The following is a 16,482-nucleotide window of genomic DNA, read 5'->3' as shown; positions in this document are numbered from 1 at the left end:
AATACATAAAATAAAATTAAAAAATGGCAACTAAAATCAGATTGCAAAGACACGGTAAAAAAGGACGTCCTTTTTACCACGTAGTCGTAGCGGATTCTCGCGCTCCACGTGACGGTAAATTCATCGAACGTATTGGTTCTTACAACCCAAACACAAATCCAGCAACTATCGTTTTGGATTTTGAAAAAGCTTTGGATTGGATGAATAAAGGTGCTCAACCAACTGACACTGCTCGCGCTATCCTTTCTTACAAAGGTGTTCTTTACAAAAAACACTTGCAAGGTGGTGTGAAAAAAGGTGCTTTTGATGAAGCTGCTGCTGAAGCTAAATTTACAGCTTGGACTGAAGCTAATGATGCAAGAATCTCTGGTAAAAAAGATGGTTTAGCACAAACTAAAGCTGAAGCTAAAAAAGCTGCTTTAGTGGCTGAAGCTAAGAAAAAAGAAGAAAAAGCTGCTGCTGTAGCTGCTAAAAATGCTCCTGTAGCGGAAGAAACTGCTGCTGAAGAGACTGAAGCTCCTGCATCAGAAGAAACTGAAGGTTAATTCTTTCATAAAGTATTCGAGAAAGCCGACTCAATCTTGAGCCGGCTTTTTTTGAAACAGCCAATAGGCTAATGGTTTGCCAAATCATGTCTCACAGCTAATCGCTAAATACGAAATATATGACTATTGATCAAAGCTTTTACATCGGTTACATCAGTAAAACAAGAGGTCTTAAAGGAGAAGTACAACTATTTTTTGAATTCGAGGAATACGAGAGTTTGAATATCGATGTTGTCTTTGTGGAAGTGAACAAAAAGCTTGTTCCTTATTTTGTTGATACCATTAAATTTCAAAAAAATAGTACAGCGTATGTGACATTTGAGGATGTGGATCATATCGATAAGGCTCAAGTACTTGTACGTAAAAAGCTATATCTTTCCAATGATAAGATGCCCGAGCGCGATCCAGATGATTTTAGATATACTGATTTAATCGGTTTTTTAGTGATTGATGAAAACCATGGTGAATTGGGGCAAATAACAGATGTTCAGGAATTCCCACAGCAATTTGTCGCTTCGGTAAATATGGACGGTAAAGAACTGATGTTCCCATTGTCCGATGATTTAATCTTAGGAATCGATGGCGAAGAGGAGATCATTGAAGTTGAATTGCCAGAGGGCTTGGTGGATCTTTATAAAGAATAAGCATATCCCCAAGCTTATTCAAATAAATAGCGGTATACGAACTATTGCAGTAATTTCTTATCTTGGTCTGTATATTATTACTGGCCATAATTATTGATTTATTTTGAAACCGTTATTACTGCTGCTATTCCTATTCTCGTTGTCTTCTTGTGCTTTCTTTGGGAAGAAAAAGGACTTTCCTGAAGGCAATTACCAAATGATATTGGGCTATTCAAATGAGGAGTATCATAAAGTAAAAAGAGAATCACCCCAAAATGTGGAGGCAGATGTCTATGGTAATGACCCGACGATATATCGGTCCTTTCTCTCCCTCCGTGATAAAGATAAGTTTGTGATGGCGATCGATGATATCTTACTCTACGGTAAGTATAGATTCGACGGCGATCGATTAGAATTGACCGATGAGAAAAAGGGTAGTCTCGCTTTGGATATTGTTAAGGTAAAAAACGATTTTGTTCAGCTGAGAGGTGATTTTTCACAGTTTAGCTCAGCACGTGTCCCCACAAGTGAAAAACTTTATATCAACTTTGCGTTAGATAAAACCCCTATCCGGGAGACCCCGAGCAAATTTGATAGCCAGGTGAATCTATGGCGAAATGCCCCTGTAAAATCAGAAAGTGAAATGGAGATAAAAGCCAGGGCATTGAATTTTGTAGATTATTCTATCGCTTATTTCCAGCACATATCAAGTTCAGGCACACATCACGATTATCGAATGGATGGTGTTGAATCACCCATTATTTATGCTGAGAATGGCATTGTGCTCAAGGCATGGGCAGATGTTCCCGATTCTTGGAAAGAGTTATTTTACAACGAAAAAAATGCATTAGTCGCCTACAAATATTTATTTGATGGTTTTAAATATGGATCGAAAGAGGAGTACCATGTTACTGGACTCTTACTGATTACATTTTATCTCAAAAATCTACGGAATTCCCTAGCAACGAATCTTTAGCCGATCCTGTTGTGACGTAGTCAGTCTCTTCGTTGCCGATGGTCCTCGATCGTTAATTTTATCTGTTTTTTTAAGTCTTTTACTTTTGGGGGAGCGTAAATTCCTATTATTGCCTGGGAATAAACCTGAAGCCGTATTTATTACAGTCTTTTTGTCGCTATTTTTGCCTTTTCGAAAAAATATTTTTGTCGTTTGATTTTTTAAAACGATATTAGCAACGCTTATAGAGAAAGGCCGAGGGACTAGACCCGTTGAAGCCTTAGCAACCTGTATTGTTCAAGGTGCTAAATTCTACCCTACTCCATGTGGGAAAGATAAGTTACATGTAGATAAACGATTCCTCGACGTGTGCGTTTCGATGTAAGCCAACCAAACTAAAAACAGTTTTTTAATGAAGATTATCGATCATATCCAGAATGCCAAAGGAAAAACATTGTTTTCTTTTGAGCTATTGCCACCGGCGAAAGGGCAGGGCATCCAAAGTATTTTTAAAACCATGGATGAACTGATGGAGTTTAAACCTCCTTTTATCGACGTAACCTACCATCGGGAAGATTATATCTATAAAGAGCATGCGAGTGGATTACTGGAACGCGTTTCCTATCGTAAACGTCCTGGGACAGTGGCGATATGTGCTGCAATCATGAATAAATATAAAGTAGATGCGGTGCCCCATTTGATATGTGGTGGTTTTACAAAAGAGGAAACTGAAAATGCATTGATCGATTTGAACTTCCTGGGCATAGATAACGTCTTGGTATTGCGGGGCGATGCACGTAAGGGCGATGCCGATTTTATACCGACCGATGGTGGACATGCTTTTGCAACAGACCTACTGGAACAGGTAACTGATATGAATAAAGGAAAGTATCTGCATGAAGACATTATCACATCGGAAAAGACTGATTTTTGCATCGGAGTAGCGGGCTATCCCGAAAAGCATTTTGAATCGCCAAATTTCAATACTCATTTTAAATATCTGAAACAAAAAGTCGATATGGGAGCAGAGTTTATTGTGACTCAGATGTTCTTTAATGTTGAAAAATACAAGGAGTTTGTAACAAAATGTAGGGACAATGGAATCCATGTGCCTATTATTCCAGGATTAAAACCACTGACAACGAAAAAACAGTTGGTTACCCTACCAAGGATATTTCATTTAGATATTCCGGAGGAACTGAGTGATGCTGTTTCAGCATGTAAAACGAATGCCGACGTCAGACAAGTAGGTGAAGAGTGGTTGGTGCAACAATGTCAGGAGCTGATTAAATTTGGCGCTCCGGTTTTACATTTCTATACGATGAGTAATCCTGGTCCAACAAAGAAGATTGTTGAAAAACTAGCCTAACTCGTAAAAGTAATACGAAAAGGGAGCGCATAAGCTCCCTTTTTTTTTATGTTAGTATTCGTTGTGAAAGCCTAAAATATGTCCAGAATTTTGATAGTGTAGTTTAGGTCGATCGCTATATTCAGGGGTTAATAGCCTGTTTATAGTCAGGCACTTGTGTTAAATAGTGTTAATTAACTTATTGGAGTCAGGATAACTTTTTAACTTAAAGTGCTAAAAAGGATTTTAACAATAGACCAAATTGACCTTATGACGTACACTAGACTAAATTCTCTACTCGGCTTTTCTTGCGGACTAATTGCTACATGTGTATATATCGCCACCGTTGAAAAGACGGTAAGCTGGTGGGATTGTGGTGAATTTATTGCCTGTGCCTACAAGCTGGAAGTGGCACACCAGCCGGGAGCACCATTATTTCTTCTTATTCAGAATATATTTTCCAACCTGGCTTTGGGTAATGCAGGTAAAATCGCCTATTGGATGAATATTGGATCCGCAATCTGCAGTGGGCTTACTGTTACATTTTTATTCTGGACGATAACAGCAATTGCCAAAAAGATACTCAACAGGCAAGCGAAAGTTCAATTATCGAATTATTTCCAAATTTTTGCTGCGGGTTTAGTTGGTGCAATGGCTTTCTGCTTTAGTGATTCATTTTGGTATTCGGCTGTTGAATCCGAGGTATATGCGATGTCTTCATTGTGTACTGCGATTGTTTTTTGGGCAATTTTAAAGTGGGAAGTCCGTGCAGATGAGGAAGGTAGCGATCGTTGGCTGGTGTTTATTGCTTTTGTTATGGGCCTTTCGATCGGAGTGCACCTATTAAATCTGTTGGCAATTCCGGCTATAGCGATGGTTGTCTATTTCAGGAGAGCAGGACAGGTTAGTGCGAAAGGTACAATAAAAGCTTTCTTGGTAGGAGTGCTGATCTTGGGGGCCGTTTTGTGGGGAATTATTCAATGGTTGGTCGGTCTCGCAGCTAAGGTAGACCTCTTATTTGTAAATTCATTAGGTTTGGGCTTTGGCTCAGGCATCTTCTTCTTTTGTCTGCTGTTGGGGAGCTTCCTCATTTATGGGTTATATTATTCTTATAAAAAGCGGCAATACACACTTCACACCGGGCTATTGGTTTTTTGTTTTATTCTATTTGGGTATAGTTCCTATACCATGGTTTTGATCCGTGGAAAAGCCAATCCGTCGTTAAACAATAATGCGCCGGACAATGTGTTTTCTTTTTTGGGTTATCTGAGCCGAGAGCAATATATCCGGGAGCCTTTACTCAAAGGACCCAACTATGATTCACAAGTCGTTGGTGTAGAGAGCAAAACCGGTTATCGCAAAGATGAATCAGGGTATATTCCTTTTAGTCAGGTCGATAAGTATACGTTTGATAAGGAAACCTTCTTTCCCCGCATATATAGTCAAGATGGAGCCCATCAGGCTTATTATAGGAGTTACCTCAATTTGATGGAGGGGCAGCAGCCACAATTCTCGGATAATTTTAAGTTCTTTTTTAATTTTCAACTGGGCGATATGTATACCCGATATTTCTTATGGAATTTTGTCGGTAGACAGAATGACAGGCAAGGGTATGGGACCTATAGTGACGGCAACTGGTTGTCGGGGATTAAACCATTGGATAATTGGCGTTTAGGGGGGCAAGATAAAATATCCCAATCACAGGAGCATGACCCGAGCCGGAATACCTATTTTTTCCTTCCATTGCTACTGGGAATAGCCGGCGCGATCTGGTTGTACCGAAACAATAAACCTTATACCTTGGTCTTGACCTTACTGTTTGTGTTTACGGGAATAGCGATCGTTGTTTATCTCAACCAAACTCCTATGCAACCTCGGGAACGAGATTATGCTTACGTAGGGTCTTTTTATGCGTTTGCGATCTGGATCGGACTGGGAGCAATAGCATTTGTTCGGTTTCTCAATCGTTTTGTACAAACACGGTATGCGTTAGCGACAGGTATTTCTTTCGCTTTATTGGGCGGTCCCATTATTTTGGCCCATCAAAATTGGGATGATCATAATCGTTCTGAAAAATCGCTGGCCAGGGATATGGCACGTAATTATTTAGAATCCTGCGCTCCAAATGCTATTCTATTTACCTATGGAGATCATGATACATTTCCTGTATGGTATTTGCAAGAAGTGGAAGGAGTACGTCCGGATGTTCGGGTTGTGGTATTAAGTTATCTGACTGGCGATTGGTATATGCAGCAGGCCAAGCAGCCGACGTATCAAGCGGCAGGTCTTCCCGTGACGATCCCAGCTGAAAAGACGAAAAAAGGCGTTCGTGATTATATCCCTTTTGTGGATAGACAACTTGATAATGCCGTGGATATACAGCAATTATTGCAGTTTGTCACATCGGATGATCCGGAGTATAAAGTTCAGCTGAATTCAGGTGATATGGAAAACTATTTCCCTTCCAAGAAAGTCCAATTGCGCGTTGATAAAGAGGAGGTGGTTAAGAAAAATGCGGTTCCGGCTTATTTTCAGAGTGCTATTGTTTCTGCAATGGAATGGGAAATTCCGAATGATCATCTGACCAGGGCGGATTTAACCCTGTTATCGGTGCTTGAAAATAACCATTGGGACAGACCGATATATTTTTCGAACATGCTGCCAAGTGACATTAAATTGGGCCTGGATAAATACCTGGTCAATGAGGGCTTTACTTCCCGATTGATGCCTGTCGCTGCTACAGATCAGTCGACAGGAAAACGAAATGAGCAGGCCGGCCTAGTTAATATGGAAGCATTATATAACAATATTATGCATACGTATCAGTGGGGTAATGTTAAAAATGCACAGTATTTGGATACCGATTCGTTTCGCTTTACAAGTATGTACGCCCGTGATATATTTGGGAAAGCCGCCCGGATGCTCTTGGCCAATGGTCAGGTCAAACAAGCTGGGGAAGTAGCGAAAAAAGCATACGATCAATTACCCGATCGCGTATATGCGATGTCAGATGCCATCAATTATGCCGATATTATCGATAGTCTATATCGTTCGGGACAACCTCAGCTAGCCAACAGGATGATGGACCGAAACCTTGATTATGTGGCTGAAAATATGGAGTATCTACATCAGTTGGTGTCGGATAAGAAAAACCTGAGCTTCGAGTGGAATGATATTCAGACCGGTTTGGATTCTGTAGACCGGTACCAGGCTATTTTATTGGAAGCAAAAGATACCAAGCGATTGGCACGTGTTGAGCGCTTGAGACAGCAATATCAAAATTGGTACGGAGTAGAATAATTTTGATGACACAATGAACCAAATTTACGCGGTCTGCCTAAATGGTAAATTGACTGCTATACTTGAGGTAAAAAAACCAGATGAGGCCTCTTCTAAAATATTGGAAGAGGCCTCGATACATATAGGATAGGGAATGAGCCAAATGATTAGAATTTCATGCCGACTCCAAAGCCGAGCAGGAAGGGATTGATGTCAACTTTTGCCGGTATGGATAAGTTAGGTGCAAGATTTGATGCATCAACATTGACATCTGTTTTTAAAAGAATGTACTTCGCATCCAAATTCACGAAATATTTTTTAGATAGCTTAAAATCAATTCCCAGCTGAGTCGCAAAACCGAAAGCATTATCGTATTTTACATTTTTTACCGTTTGTCCCGCGTTGACGTTATAGAATATTGTATAATTTATTCCTGCACCTATATAAGGTTTAATGGCACCATCGGGGAAGAAATGATACTGAGCTGTCAGTGTCGGAGGAAGGAGCCATACACTGCCAAGATCGACATTGCTGGATGAACTTCCACCAATGGCAGTTAAATTTGAACCTGTTGTATTGACTTTATGTTTTGTAGTCCCAAGGATCAATTCCGCCGCAATGTTTTTTGTGAAGAAATAGGTGAAGTCCAGTTCAGGGATAAATTTCGTATTGATGTCGACGTCTCCGCCTATAGTATTAATATTGGCCGATTCGTTTGGCATGACTGTCACACCTCTGAGTCTCATTTGCCAGCGTTGATTAGGGATTGTTTGTGCCTGTAAACTTAGTGCGCCTAGGGTGAGTGTTAGTGCAATTAAAAGTAGCTTTTTCATATCATTAAGGGTATTTGTTTGCTGTAAAACTATTGCTAAAATCACGGCAAAAGAGTGACGATAATCAGGTTGAAAAATGAATGATACGATGTTTTTCTTATTGCAGATGATGTACCTTTATAAATTACTGCTGTAAAAAAAGAGAAGTACGGGAAAGCATAAATCTTCTCTTGTAGTTTTTCAGTTCGAAGAAAGTAAACGGGCAGGCAGTTTTCAAGCAGTTATCTGGATTGAGAACGAGCTAACCTGATAAAAGGTGGTCATTTTCGAGCAGGAGTGGATCCTGTGCGAAGTTTTATGCTATGAAAACTGATAGTTCAAGAGGTTGATTGAAGTGTAGTTTAGCAATGTTAATGGGGATATAAATCCGGCATGTTGGAGAATATTGGGGATAAGAATACACTATAAAAAGAAGAGGTTGGAATCACTTCCAACCTCTTCTTTTTATGGGTTACGATTTTACGCGTTTTTCTTTACTTCCTTACCCCAAGAATCTTTTAATGTAACCGTACGGTTAAAGACTAAATGAGCTGGAGTTGAATGTGTATCTAAGGTAAAATACCCCAATCGTATAAATTGATATCCTTTCCCCGGGGTTGCATTTGCAAGATCCGGTTCAATGTAAGCACGTTCAATGATATGTAGGCTTTCAGGATTTATCGATGCTTTAAAATCTTCTGCAGCGGCAGGATTTTCATCATTGAACAATCTGTCGTACAGTCTCACTTCGGCTTCTTTTGCATGTGGAACAGAGATCCAGTGGATTGTTCCTTTTACTTTTAATCCCGAAGTGTCTTCTCCCGATTTTGAGTTTGGAACATACGTACAATGAACTTCCGTTACATGGCCATTTTCATCTTTCACAAAATCATGACAGGTGACAATGTAAGCATGTTTCAAACGTACAGAAAGTCCAGGGCCTAAACGGAAGAATTTTTTTGGTGCATCTTCCATAAAATCATCGCGCTCTATCCAGAGCTCCTTTGAAAATGGAATGGAGCGTGACCCTTCACCACCTTCGACTTCTGGATTGTTCTCGCCAACAAGATCCTCTACCTGACCATCAGGATAGTTTGTGATCACCAATTTGATCGGATCAAGAACAGCCATTCTGCGCCATGCCGTTTTGTTGAGATCCTCACGGATACAAAATTCCAAAAGACTGACATCGATCATGTTTTCACGTTTTTGAACGCCGATTTTTTCACAGAAGTTGCGGATACTCGCAGGTGTGTACCCTCTTCTGCGCAATCCTGAGATCGTAGGCATACGCGGGTCGTCCCAGCTTTCAACAAACTTCTCATTGACCAACTGCAGCAATTTACGTTTACTCATGACGGTATAAGTCATATTCAAACGTGCAAATTCGTATTGTTTGGAAGGGAAAATCTCCAATTTATCAATACACCAATCATAAAGTGGACGGTGTGGAATAAATTCCAGCGTACAGATCGAATGTGTAATTTTCTCAATGGAATCTGATTGTCCATGCGCAAAATCATACATTGGGTAGATACACCATTGATCCCCTGTTCTGTGGTGATGCGCATGTTTGATGCGGTATAACAAAGGATCACGCAAATGCATATTGGGGCTAGCTAAATCAATCTTTGCACGTAGCACTTTTTCACCATCTTGGTATTTACCGGCACGCATAGCCGCGAATAAGGTTAGATTTTCCTCAATAGACCTATCGCGATAGGGAGTGGGAACACCCGGTTCTGTTGGGGTACCTTTTGCTGCTGCAATTTCTTCAGCAGTACTGTCGTCGACATAAGCTAGACCTTTTTTAATTAGATCAACGGCATAACTATATAGTGTCTCGAAATAATCTGAAGTATATAATTCCGCTGCCCACTGGAATCCAAGCCATTGAATATCTTTCTTGATACTTTCAACATACTCAGTGTCCTCAGTGACAGGGTTAGTGTCATCAAAACGTAGATTAGTCTTGCCATTATACTGCTGTGCTAATCCAAAATTCAAGCAGATGGATTTGGCGTGACCAATGTGGAGGTAACCATTTGGCTCAGGAGGAAAACGTGTCAATACACGTCCGCCATGCTTCCCTGTACGAAGATCCTCTTCGACAATTTCCTCGATAAAATTTAATGATTTTTCTTCACTCATAATACAAAGTTAATTATTCGCCGTGAAATATTAGCTAGGAGATCGTAGATATTCGGCTTAGCATGAGCGGTTGAATATTGCAGCTGTATCTGTTGGAATGGAGAGACTTAATAACGTTGGGATATGAAATAAAAAAGGGACGAAATTTCGTCCCTTTTTACCGATTTTTGTTACTACTCTATTTATAAGCGAAGACTTCACCTAGCTCATCATTATTGGTAAAGGTACAGTGTTGATCGATCAATTCTCCCGTGCCGATATTGATAATCATTCCATGTACCGCAAGATCATTACGCTCTTTCCATGCGTTTTGGATAATCGACGTCGCACAAAGATTGAAAACCTGTTCTTGTACGTTGAGCTCGATTAAGCGATTTACTTTTTTATCATGTTCTTGGATCGCATCGATCTCTGCGCTATGTAAGCGATAGACATCCTTGATATGGCCCAACCAGTTGTCGATAATACCATACTGCTTACGGCTTAAAGATGCCGCAACACCACCGCAGCCATAGTGACCAGCGATAATCACATGTTTTACTTTCAGCACATTCACGGCATAGTCTAATACGGAAAGCATACTCATATCCGAGTGAATGACCATGTTGGCAATATTACGGTGAACGAAAACCTCCCCCGGCTTTGTACCTGTCAATTCATTTGCGGGTACACGGCTATCTGCACAACCGATCCAAAGAATTTCCGGATTTTGACCTTTAGCAAGTTGTTGGAAGCGTCCCGTAGCGTCATTCTTTACGAATTCCATCCACTCTTTATTTCCCTTTATGATATTGTCAAATCCTATTTTTAAATCTTTATTTTCCATATTCTTCTTATTTCACTCTTGCCCAAAGGCATCGTTTCGATTTTATTATAATAATACAAATGTCTAAATTCATTGTTTACTTCAAACAACTTATTTTTTATTGAAAATCTGTTCTTGATGTTCAATAATCCTTCCTCTTATTTCAACCAAGGATTGCTGGTAGAACGATGGAAGGTAATGGCTTACGCGATACGTCGAAAACCTTTCCCTTATGAGGAGGGTTTTTTATAGACAACCTGCAAAAGCTCGATATCTTTTCCCTTACTTCTCGCGTTCTGCTCAAAATCTTTTATGACTTCGATGACATCCTTGTCTATAAATTTACTGAATGTTCCATCGATGCGGATCTTACTGATCGATTTTGGTAAGCTGTATAATTTCTGTTGGATAGGAACCTTGTTCAAAAAGGATACTTCCTCCGCTAATGTAATGACAGCCTTATCTTCTTCATTGTCTTTTTCAATATTATATTTGAAAGCATTTTTCATATTTGCTCTCAAAATATAGAATGTCGCCACGACAATGCCTATTCCTACACCCATAAGAAGGTCGGTAAACACGATCGCTACAATGGTGACAAAAAATGGAATAAATTGATCTAGGCCTTTTTTGTACATTGAGGTGAATAGACTTGGTTTAGCCAATTTATACCCTGTATGGAGAAGAATAGCCGCTAGGCAGGCCAAAGGAATCATATTCAGCATTGTTGGGATAGCGAGCATAGCAACCAATAGCCACATACCATGCATGATAGCAGACTGTCTCGTTTTTCCACCTGCATTGACGTTTGCTGATGAGCGTACGATAACGGATGTTAAGGGTAGACCGCCTAGAAGTCCACTGGTCATATTACCGATTCCTTGTGCAACGAGTTCACGGTTGGTTGGCGTATTTCTTTTGTAAGGGTCTATTTTATCAACCGCCTCGATACTCAATAAGGTTTCTAGACTTGCAATAATTGCAATCGTAAATGCAGCTATCCACACATCTTTGTTGACAATCTGTGTGAAGTCCGGTAGGGTAAATAATCCTGTGAATTCAGCAAAAGAACCTACAATAGGGACCAAAACAAATTGTTTATCGTGCAATTGGAGCGCTGAGCCGTTGAAAAAATAAGCTAAGCTTACGCCCATAATCACGACAACCAATGGGGCCGGAACCTTATTAAGCTTTGGAATAGATGGCCAGAAGATAAGGATTGCCAATGATAGTGCACAGATGATCAATGCACCAAAGTTGATCGCAGAGGCGATCGTATCAAAATAGGCGCCAATACCATGTCCATTGTCCATTTCGAAGGCATGTGTTTCCACTAAGCCCAATGCCAAAGGAATCTGCTTCATGATAATTGTGATGCCGATCGCGGCAAGCATACCTACAATGACCGCTGAAGGGAAATAATTGCCGATCATCCCGGCTTTTAATATACCAAGAATGACCTGTACTACACCAGCGATCACGACGGCAAGTAGAAAGGTTTCATATGCGCCCAGGCTTTGAATAGCACCTAAGACAATAACGGTAAGACCAGCAGCTGGCCCACTTACACTGAGTGGTGATTTACTGATTGAAGCGACAACGATTCCACCAATTACACCAGTCAATAATCCTGCAAACAATGGCGCACCAGAGGCCATTGCAATTCCCAAACATAATGGAAGTGCCACCAAAAACACCACAACACTAGCAGGGAAGTCATATTTTAAGTCTCTTTTCGATAGTTTCAGAAAAGCCGACGTACGAGTTCCAAACATAAAATTTGTGTTTATCTATAAATAAAGTTTTCATCAGGCAACCTTTAGTGAGCTGTAGCTTTGTATCGTTATATCGTATGTCCTTCAATAGCATTGACAAAGTGTCTTGCTGAGAAAGCTCAACGATAATATTCAACCGAACTAAAGCAGATCGATTACTTCAGAAAAATCAAGGATACCGCACATGCATTATCTTTTGCATGCGGGTCGATGGAATTACATCCCCGAGGGATGCCTTTATTAACAGTTAGGAGGCGGTGTTGGAACCGTAGGATGGAAAGCTAAAATGCTTTTCTCATTTTTAAGATAATTCTTCTGTTTTCCTTGGTTCTCAACGATAATGGTTTCAAATACAATAGGTTCTTCTGTTTTTGTATTGAAAAATTTTGAGGCGGTTTCAAGTGTATCGTTACTTGCACCGTTATTGTTTTCGATTTCAAGTTGTAAAACGACCTGTAAGATGGTGCTTTGATCTAAGCTGTTGGAAAAAATAGGCGAAATAGAGATGGCCATCTTTGTGAAAAAGATGATAGCGCAAAGGAATGCTGCCACAAATCTAAACCGCTTATTTAACATTTTTTATTACCTTTAATCTTACTGTTTTACATCGTAAAAATAGTAATTCTATGTTAAATTCAAATGAATAGTGCACTAAAAATAAAATTTGGCACGAAATTGTGACGAAGAGATTATTTTTTGAAAAGTTTTCAATTTTTTTTGATTTATAAATATTAAGCCTTTCATATGGCAAATAAAGAACAATTTATTGAGAAGGTCCAGGCCTCCTATAATCCCAAAGGAGCATTTATCTATCTGGGAGCGGGAATGCTCAATGGTGAAATTTTGGCAGAGGCAAAAGTGGATTTGGCCTTGAAAATGATGAACCGTCACGGACTTATTGCCGGGGCGACCGGAACCGGTAAAACGCGTACGCTACAATTGATCGCCGAACAGTTGTCGGATGCCTCTGTACCTGTATTTATGCTGGATGTCAAAGGCGATTTATCAGGCTTAGCAGAACCAGGTGTCACCAATCAGGCCCTTATTGATCGGGGAAACGCTGTGGGCGTGCCGTTTGAGCCGTCGTCATTTCCCGTTGAACTGTATTCACTTTCTGGCAATAAGGGGATTCCCATGCGGATTACCGTAGAAGATTTCGGACCGGTCTTGCTGGGCCGGATCCTGGAGCTCAATGAAACACAAACAGGGGTATTGGCCGCAATGTTTAAATATGCGCAAGATCATCAAATGCCATTGATCGATTTTTCAGATACCAAAAAACTGCTAAGCTACCTTTCAGAAGGACCTGGTAGCGAAGAAATCAAAAGCGATTATGGTAAGATTAGTTCCGCCAGCTCGGGAACTATCCTGCGTAAGATCGTCGCCTTGGAGCAGCAAGGTTTGGCTCATATCTTTGGCGAGAAAGAGTTTGATATCAACGATTTGTTTCAAAAAGTAGATGGTAGGGGGGTGATTAGCCTGTTGAATATTTCCGATGTGCAAGATCAACCCATACTGTATTCTACATTCTTATTGAGTTTATTGGCACAGTTGTTTAAAAATATGCCCGAAGTGGGCGACCTGGATAAACCGAAGCTGGTCTTTTTCTTTGATGAAGCCCATCTGCTGTTCAACGGAGCTCCTAAAGCCTTTTTGACACAGGTGGATCAGATTATTCGTCTTATCCGTTCGAAGGGGATAGGTGTTTTCTTCTGTACACAGTCTCCAACCGATGTGCCGGAGTCTGTATTGGCGCAATTGGGAAATCGGGTGCAGCATGCATTGCGTGCCTTTACACCCAACGATGCTGAAAACTTAAAGAAGACCGTTAAAACGTATCCAAAATCTGATTTTTATGAAATTGATCAGATGTTGACCGCTTTGGGGACGGGACAGGCATTGATTACCGTATTGAATGACAAAGGTATTCCTACAGAGGTTGTTGCTACGCATTTGGTACCGGCACGTGCCGTGATGGGGCCTGCAGCTGATGCAACAATCAACCAGATTATCAATCAGTCTGATTTGAAAGCTAAATACCAGGAGCGACAAGAAAATCGTTCTGCAGCTGAAATCATAGATGAGCGAATGCAGGCCGCTGAGCAGGAACAACAACGTGCGGCGCAGGAAAAAGAAGCAGAGAAGGCAAGTCGGCCTTCTTCCAGGAGACAGACGCCTTTGGAGGCTGCACAACGAACTGCGACAACGACGCTAGCACGGGAAGGAGTTAAGTTGTTGGGCAAATTAGCGACGGGTTTATTAAACGCATTTTTAAAAAAGAAATAACAATAATTTTTTGATTCTTTTCGTTTCAATACTATACCTTTGAAGGTGGAGCTGAACTTAGCTAAATTTGCTTTTAAGGGCAAATTTAGCTAAGTTTGCGGACGAAAAGAAAATTCTATTAACGCAATTTAAATATGAGTAAACCAACCCTTTTGATTTTGGCAGCAGGAATGGCTAGCCGGTATGGTTCTTTAAAACAAGTCGACAGTTTTGGCCCACACGGCGAGACAATTATTGACTATTCAATTTACGATGCCATTTGCGCAGGATTTGGAAAAGTTGTATTCATTATTAGGGAGGAGTTCCTAGATAAAATGAAAGAAGTTTTTGATGAAAAATTGAAAGGTAAAATAGAAGTAGATTACGCTTTTCAAGATTTTGACCTAACGAAATTTGGCGTTAACCACGTTATCGAAAGAACTAAACCTTGGGGTACTGCCCATGCGGTGATGAGCGCTAAGGATAAAGTGCATGAACCTTTTTGTGTAATCAATGCAGACGATTTCTATGGCTCGGATTCTTTTCAAAAAATGGCCGAATTCTTAACAACCGAAGTTTCTGATGAGCAAATGTCATTGATGGGCTTCCAGGTTGGAAATACCATGTCTGATTATGGTTATGTTTCACGCGGAGTATGTGAGGTTACCCCTTCTGGACACATGGAAAGTGTAACTGAACGTACAAATATATACTACAAAGGTGAAGGTGACGATCGCAAAATCGTTTATGAAGAGAATGGTGTTGAAACAGACCTAGATCCAAAAACCCGCGTTTCGATGAACTTTTGGGGCTTTACACCAAAGATTTTCGAAGTGGCGCAGGCGATGTTCCCTGCATTTGTTGAGGAAAATAAGGCGAATTTAAAAGCAGAATTTTTCATTCCTTCCGTACCGGATTATATGGTGAAACATAAGTTGGCTGATTTTAAAGTGATCCCAACTTCTTCGAAATGGTTTGGCGTAACTTATAAAGAAGATAAACCTATCGTACAAGAATCGATTTCGAAATTAGTAGCTGATGGAATATATCCTGAAAAGTTATTTTAAGAGCTAAAAGAAATAGCTTATCTTTCACCTGTATTGTCAAGCAATACAGGTTTTTTTTTACCTGTGCGCTAGATTAATTGAGCGGAAATAGATCTTAGATGAAAAAAATTCTTAAGGTGTTTGGTTATATTATTTTAGGATTGTTGTCTTTTTGTGTGCTCTATATTGTTGCTGAATACAGTCTGTCAAGAATTTCGGCTCCAAAGAAGAATATAGACGAAGAGAAGACGATTCAGGTTTTTGTTCAGTCCAATGGTATTCATACCGATATTGTATTGCCTGTCGTTAACGAAGAGATGGATTGGTCGCAACTATTTCCTTATGGAAATACGGTTGGGAAACATAGCGGATATCGGTATGTGGGTATCGGTTGGGGTGATAAAGGATTCTATTTGGACACACCAGAATGGAAGGATTTAAAAGCATCGACGGCCTTTGTTGCTGCCTTTGGATTGGGGGAGTCTGCCATGCATGTGACCTATTACAATTCGGTTCAGCAGGATGAGTTATGTTTTGCTTATCAGATCAGTAGATCCCAATACCGGGATCTGATAAAATATATAGAAGATTCGTTGGATCGAAATCAAGCGGAAACTATTTTGGTGAAAACAGATGCACAGTATGGTGACTCAGACGCTTTTTATGAAGCAAAGGGAGCCTATAGCATGTTTTATTCCTGCAATACCTGGACAAATAATGCCTTAAAGAAGGCAGCTATGCCAGCAGGTATATGGGCGACATTGGACAAAGGAATATTAAGTCACTATAAAAATAAGAAGTAGTTAGAAATACATAAGCAGGATCTCGTTGAATGTGAAGTGAGATAGTGAAAATGATAGCCATAAAAAAAGCTCCAG

Annotated in this window: 13 protein-coding genes and 1 riboswitch; of the genes, 8 read left to right on the top strand and 5 right to left on the bottom strand. The window is 40.2% G+C overall.

Annotated elements, in window-relative coordinates; translation table 11 throughout:
• Positions 1 to 23 precede the first annotated feature (23 nt).
• The 5 genes from K2F45_RS25525 (at position 24) to K2F45_RS25505 (ending at position 6,771) form a co-directional block, all read left to right on the top strand.
• Entirely contained in the window at positions 24 to 545 is a 522-nt protein-coding gene (locus tag K2F45_RS25525; RefSeq protein ID WP_075994449.1) for a 30S ribosomal protein S16, read from the top strand.
• Positions 546 to 664: 119 nt separating this feature from the next.
• Complete coding sequence (gene rimM / locus K2F45_RS25520) at positions 665 to 1,189, top strand: ribosome maturation factor RimM (protein WP_075994448.1); 525 nt, start codon at positions 665 to 667, stop codon at positions 1,187 to 1,189.
• A 103-nt stretch (positions 1,190 to 1,292) separates the two neighbouring features.
• Positions 1,293 to 2,144, top strand: coding sequence for a hypothetical protein (locus K2F45_RS25515; protein WP_248932665.1), 852 nt, complete (start codon positions 1,293 to 1,295; stop codon positions 2,142 to 2,144).
• 218 nt (positions 2,145 to 2,362) lie between these two features.
• Positions 2,363 to 2,465: riboswitch (SAM riboswitch) on the top strand.
• A 70-nt stretch (positions 2,466 to 2,535) separates the two neighbouring features.
• Positions 2,536 to 3,492, top strand: a complete 957-nt coding sequence (locus tag K2F45_RS25510; protein ID WP_248932664.1) for a methylenetetrahydrofolate reductase — start codon at positions 2,536 to 2,538, stop codon at positions 3,490 to 3,492.
• A gap of 249 nt (positions 3,493 to 3,741) precedes the next feature.
• Positions 3,742 to 6,771, top strand: a complete 3,030-nt coding sequence (locus K2F45_RS25505; protein WP_248932663.1) for a glycosyltransferase family 117 protein — start codon at positions 3,742 to 3,744, stop codon at positions 6,769 to 6,771.
• Between the two features lie 146 nt (positions 6,772 to 6,917).
• Here K2F45_RS25505 and K2F45_RS25500 read toward each other — a convergent pair whose 3' ends face one another.
• From K2F45_RS25500 to K2F45_RS25480, 5 genes are all read right to left on the bottom strand, one after another.
• The gene (locus tag K2F45_RS25500) at positions 6,918 to 7,583 is read right to left on the bottom strand and encodes an OmpW/AlkL family protein (RefSeq protein ID WP_248932662.1); all 666 of its coding nucleotides are present in this window, start codon (positions 7,581 to 7,583) and stop codon (positions 6,918 to 6,920) included.
• 459 nt (positions 7,584 to 8,042) lie between these two features.
• Complete coding sequence (locus K2F45_RS25495; RefSeq protein WP_172840742.1) at positions 8,043 to 9,713, bottom strand: glutamine--tRNA ligase/YqeY domain fusion protein; 1,671 nt, start codon at positions 9,711 to 9,713, stop codon at positions 8,043 to 8,045.
• Positions 9,714 to 9,891: 178 nt separating this feature from the next.
• Positions 9,892 to 10,539: a carbonic anhydrase gene (locus K2F45_RS25490; RefSeq protein WP_075994442.1), complete on the bottom strand. Its 648-nt coding sequence runs from the start codon at positions 10,537 to 10,539 to the stop codon at positions 9,892 to 9,894.
• Between the two features lie 209 nt (positions 10,540 to 10,748).
• On the bottom strand, positions 10,749 to 12,293 hold the full coding sequence (locus tag K2F45_RS25485) for a SulP family inorganic anion transporter (protein WP_248932661.1): 1,545 nt from the start codon (positions 12,291 to 12,293) through the stop codon (positions 10,749 to 10,751).
• A 240-nt stretch (positions 12,294 to 12,533) separates the two neighbouring features.
• Positions 12,534 to 12,869: a hypothetical protein gene (locus K2F45_RS25480; protein WP_232475633.1), complete on the bottom strand. Its 336-nt coding sequence runs from the start codon at positions 12,867 to 12,869 to the stop codon at positions 12,534 to 12,536.
• Positions 12,870 to 13,037: 168 nt separating this feature from the next.
• Between K2F45_RS25480 and K2F45_RS25475 the strand changes: the two genes are divergently transcribed.
• The 3 genes from K2F45_RS25475 to K2F45_RS25465 all read left to right on the top strand — a co-directional run bounded on the left by K2F45_RS25475 (position 13,038) and on the right by K2F45_RS25465 (position 16,407).
• Positions 13,038 to 14,579 carry a helicase HerA-like domain-containing protein gene (locus K2F45_RS25475; RefSeq protein ID WP_248932660.1) on the top strand — a complete coding sequence of 514 codons (1,542 nt, stop codon included), beginning with the start codon at positions 13,038 to 13,040 and terminating at the stop codon, positions 14,577 to 14,579.
• Between the two features lie 134 nt (positions 14,580 to 14,713).
• The gene (locus K2F45_RS25470) at positions 14,714 to 15,625 is read left to right on the top strand and encodes a sugar phosphate nucleotidyltransferase (protein ID WP_075994438.1); all 912 of its coding nucleotides are present in this window, start codon (positions 14,714 to 14,716) and stop codon (positions 15,623 to 15,625) included.
• Between the two features lie 98 nt (positions 15,626 to 15,723).
• The gene (locus K2F45_RS25465; protein ID WP_075994437.1) at positions 15,724 to 16,407 is read left to right on the top strand and encodes a TIGR02117 family protein; all 684 of its coding nucleotides are present in this window, start codon (positions 15,724 to 15,726) and stop codon (positions 16,405 to 16,407) included.
• Positions 16,408 to 16,482 lie beyond the last annotated feature (75 nt).

It is taken from the genome of Sphingobacterium siyangense (genome assembly GCF_023277505.1).
GTDB lineage: Bacteria > Bacteroidota > Bacteroidia > Sphingobacteriales > Sphingobacteriaceae > Sphingobacterium > Sphingobacterium siyangense.
The sequence above is the reverse complement of the archived record's forward strand: the minus strand, read 5'-3'. Positions and strand labels throughout refer to the sequence as shown.

Coding starts and splice junctions, on each gene's coding strand:
- K2F45_RS25510 (WP_248932664.1), top strand. CDS start 2,536: ATGAAGATTATCGATCATATCCAGAATGCCAAAGGAAAAACATTGTTT.
- rimM (WP_075994448.1), top strand. CDS start 665: ATGACTATTGATCAAAGCTTTTACATCGGTTACATCAGTAAAACAAGA.
- K2F45_RS25470 (WP_075994438.1), top strand. CDS start 14,714: ATGAGTAAACCAACCCTTTTGATTTTGGCAGCAGGAATGGCTAGCCGG.
- K2F45_RS25500 (WP_248932662.1), bottom strand. CDS start 7,583: ATGAAAAAGCTACTTTTAATTGCACTAACACTCACCCTAGGCGCACTA.
- K2F45_RS25495 (WP_172840742.1), bottom strand. CDS start 9,713: ATGAGTGAAGAAAAATCATTAAATTTTATCGAGGAAATTGTCGAAGAG.
- K2F45_RS25465 (WP_075994437.1), top strand. CDS start 15,724: ATGAAAAAAATTCTTAAGGTGTTTGGTTATATTATTTTAGGATTGTTG.
- K2F45_RS25490 (WP_075994442.1), bottom strand. CDS start 10,539: ATGGAAAATAAAGATTTAAAAATAGGATTTGACAATATCATAAAGGGA.
- K2F45_RS25505 (WP_248932663.1), top strand. CDS start 3,742: ATGACGTACACTAGACTAAATTCTCTACTCGGCTTTTCTTGCGGACTA.
- K2F45_RS25480 (WP_232475633.1), bottom strand. CDS start 12,869: ATGTTAAATAAGCGGTTTAGATTTGTGGCAGCATTCCTTTGCGCTATC.
- K2F45_RS25475 (WP_248932660.1), top strand. CDS start 13,038: ATGGCAAATAAAGAACAATTTATTGAGAAGGTCCAGGCCTCCTATAAT.
- K2F45_RS25485 (WP_248932661.1), bottom strand. CDS start 12,293: ATGTTTGGAACTCGTACGTCGGCTTTTCTGAAACTATCGAAAAGAGAC.
- K2F45_RS25525 (WP_075994449.1), top strand. CDS start 24: ATGGCAACTAAAATCAGATTGCAAAGACACGGTAAAAAAGGACGTCCT.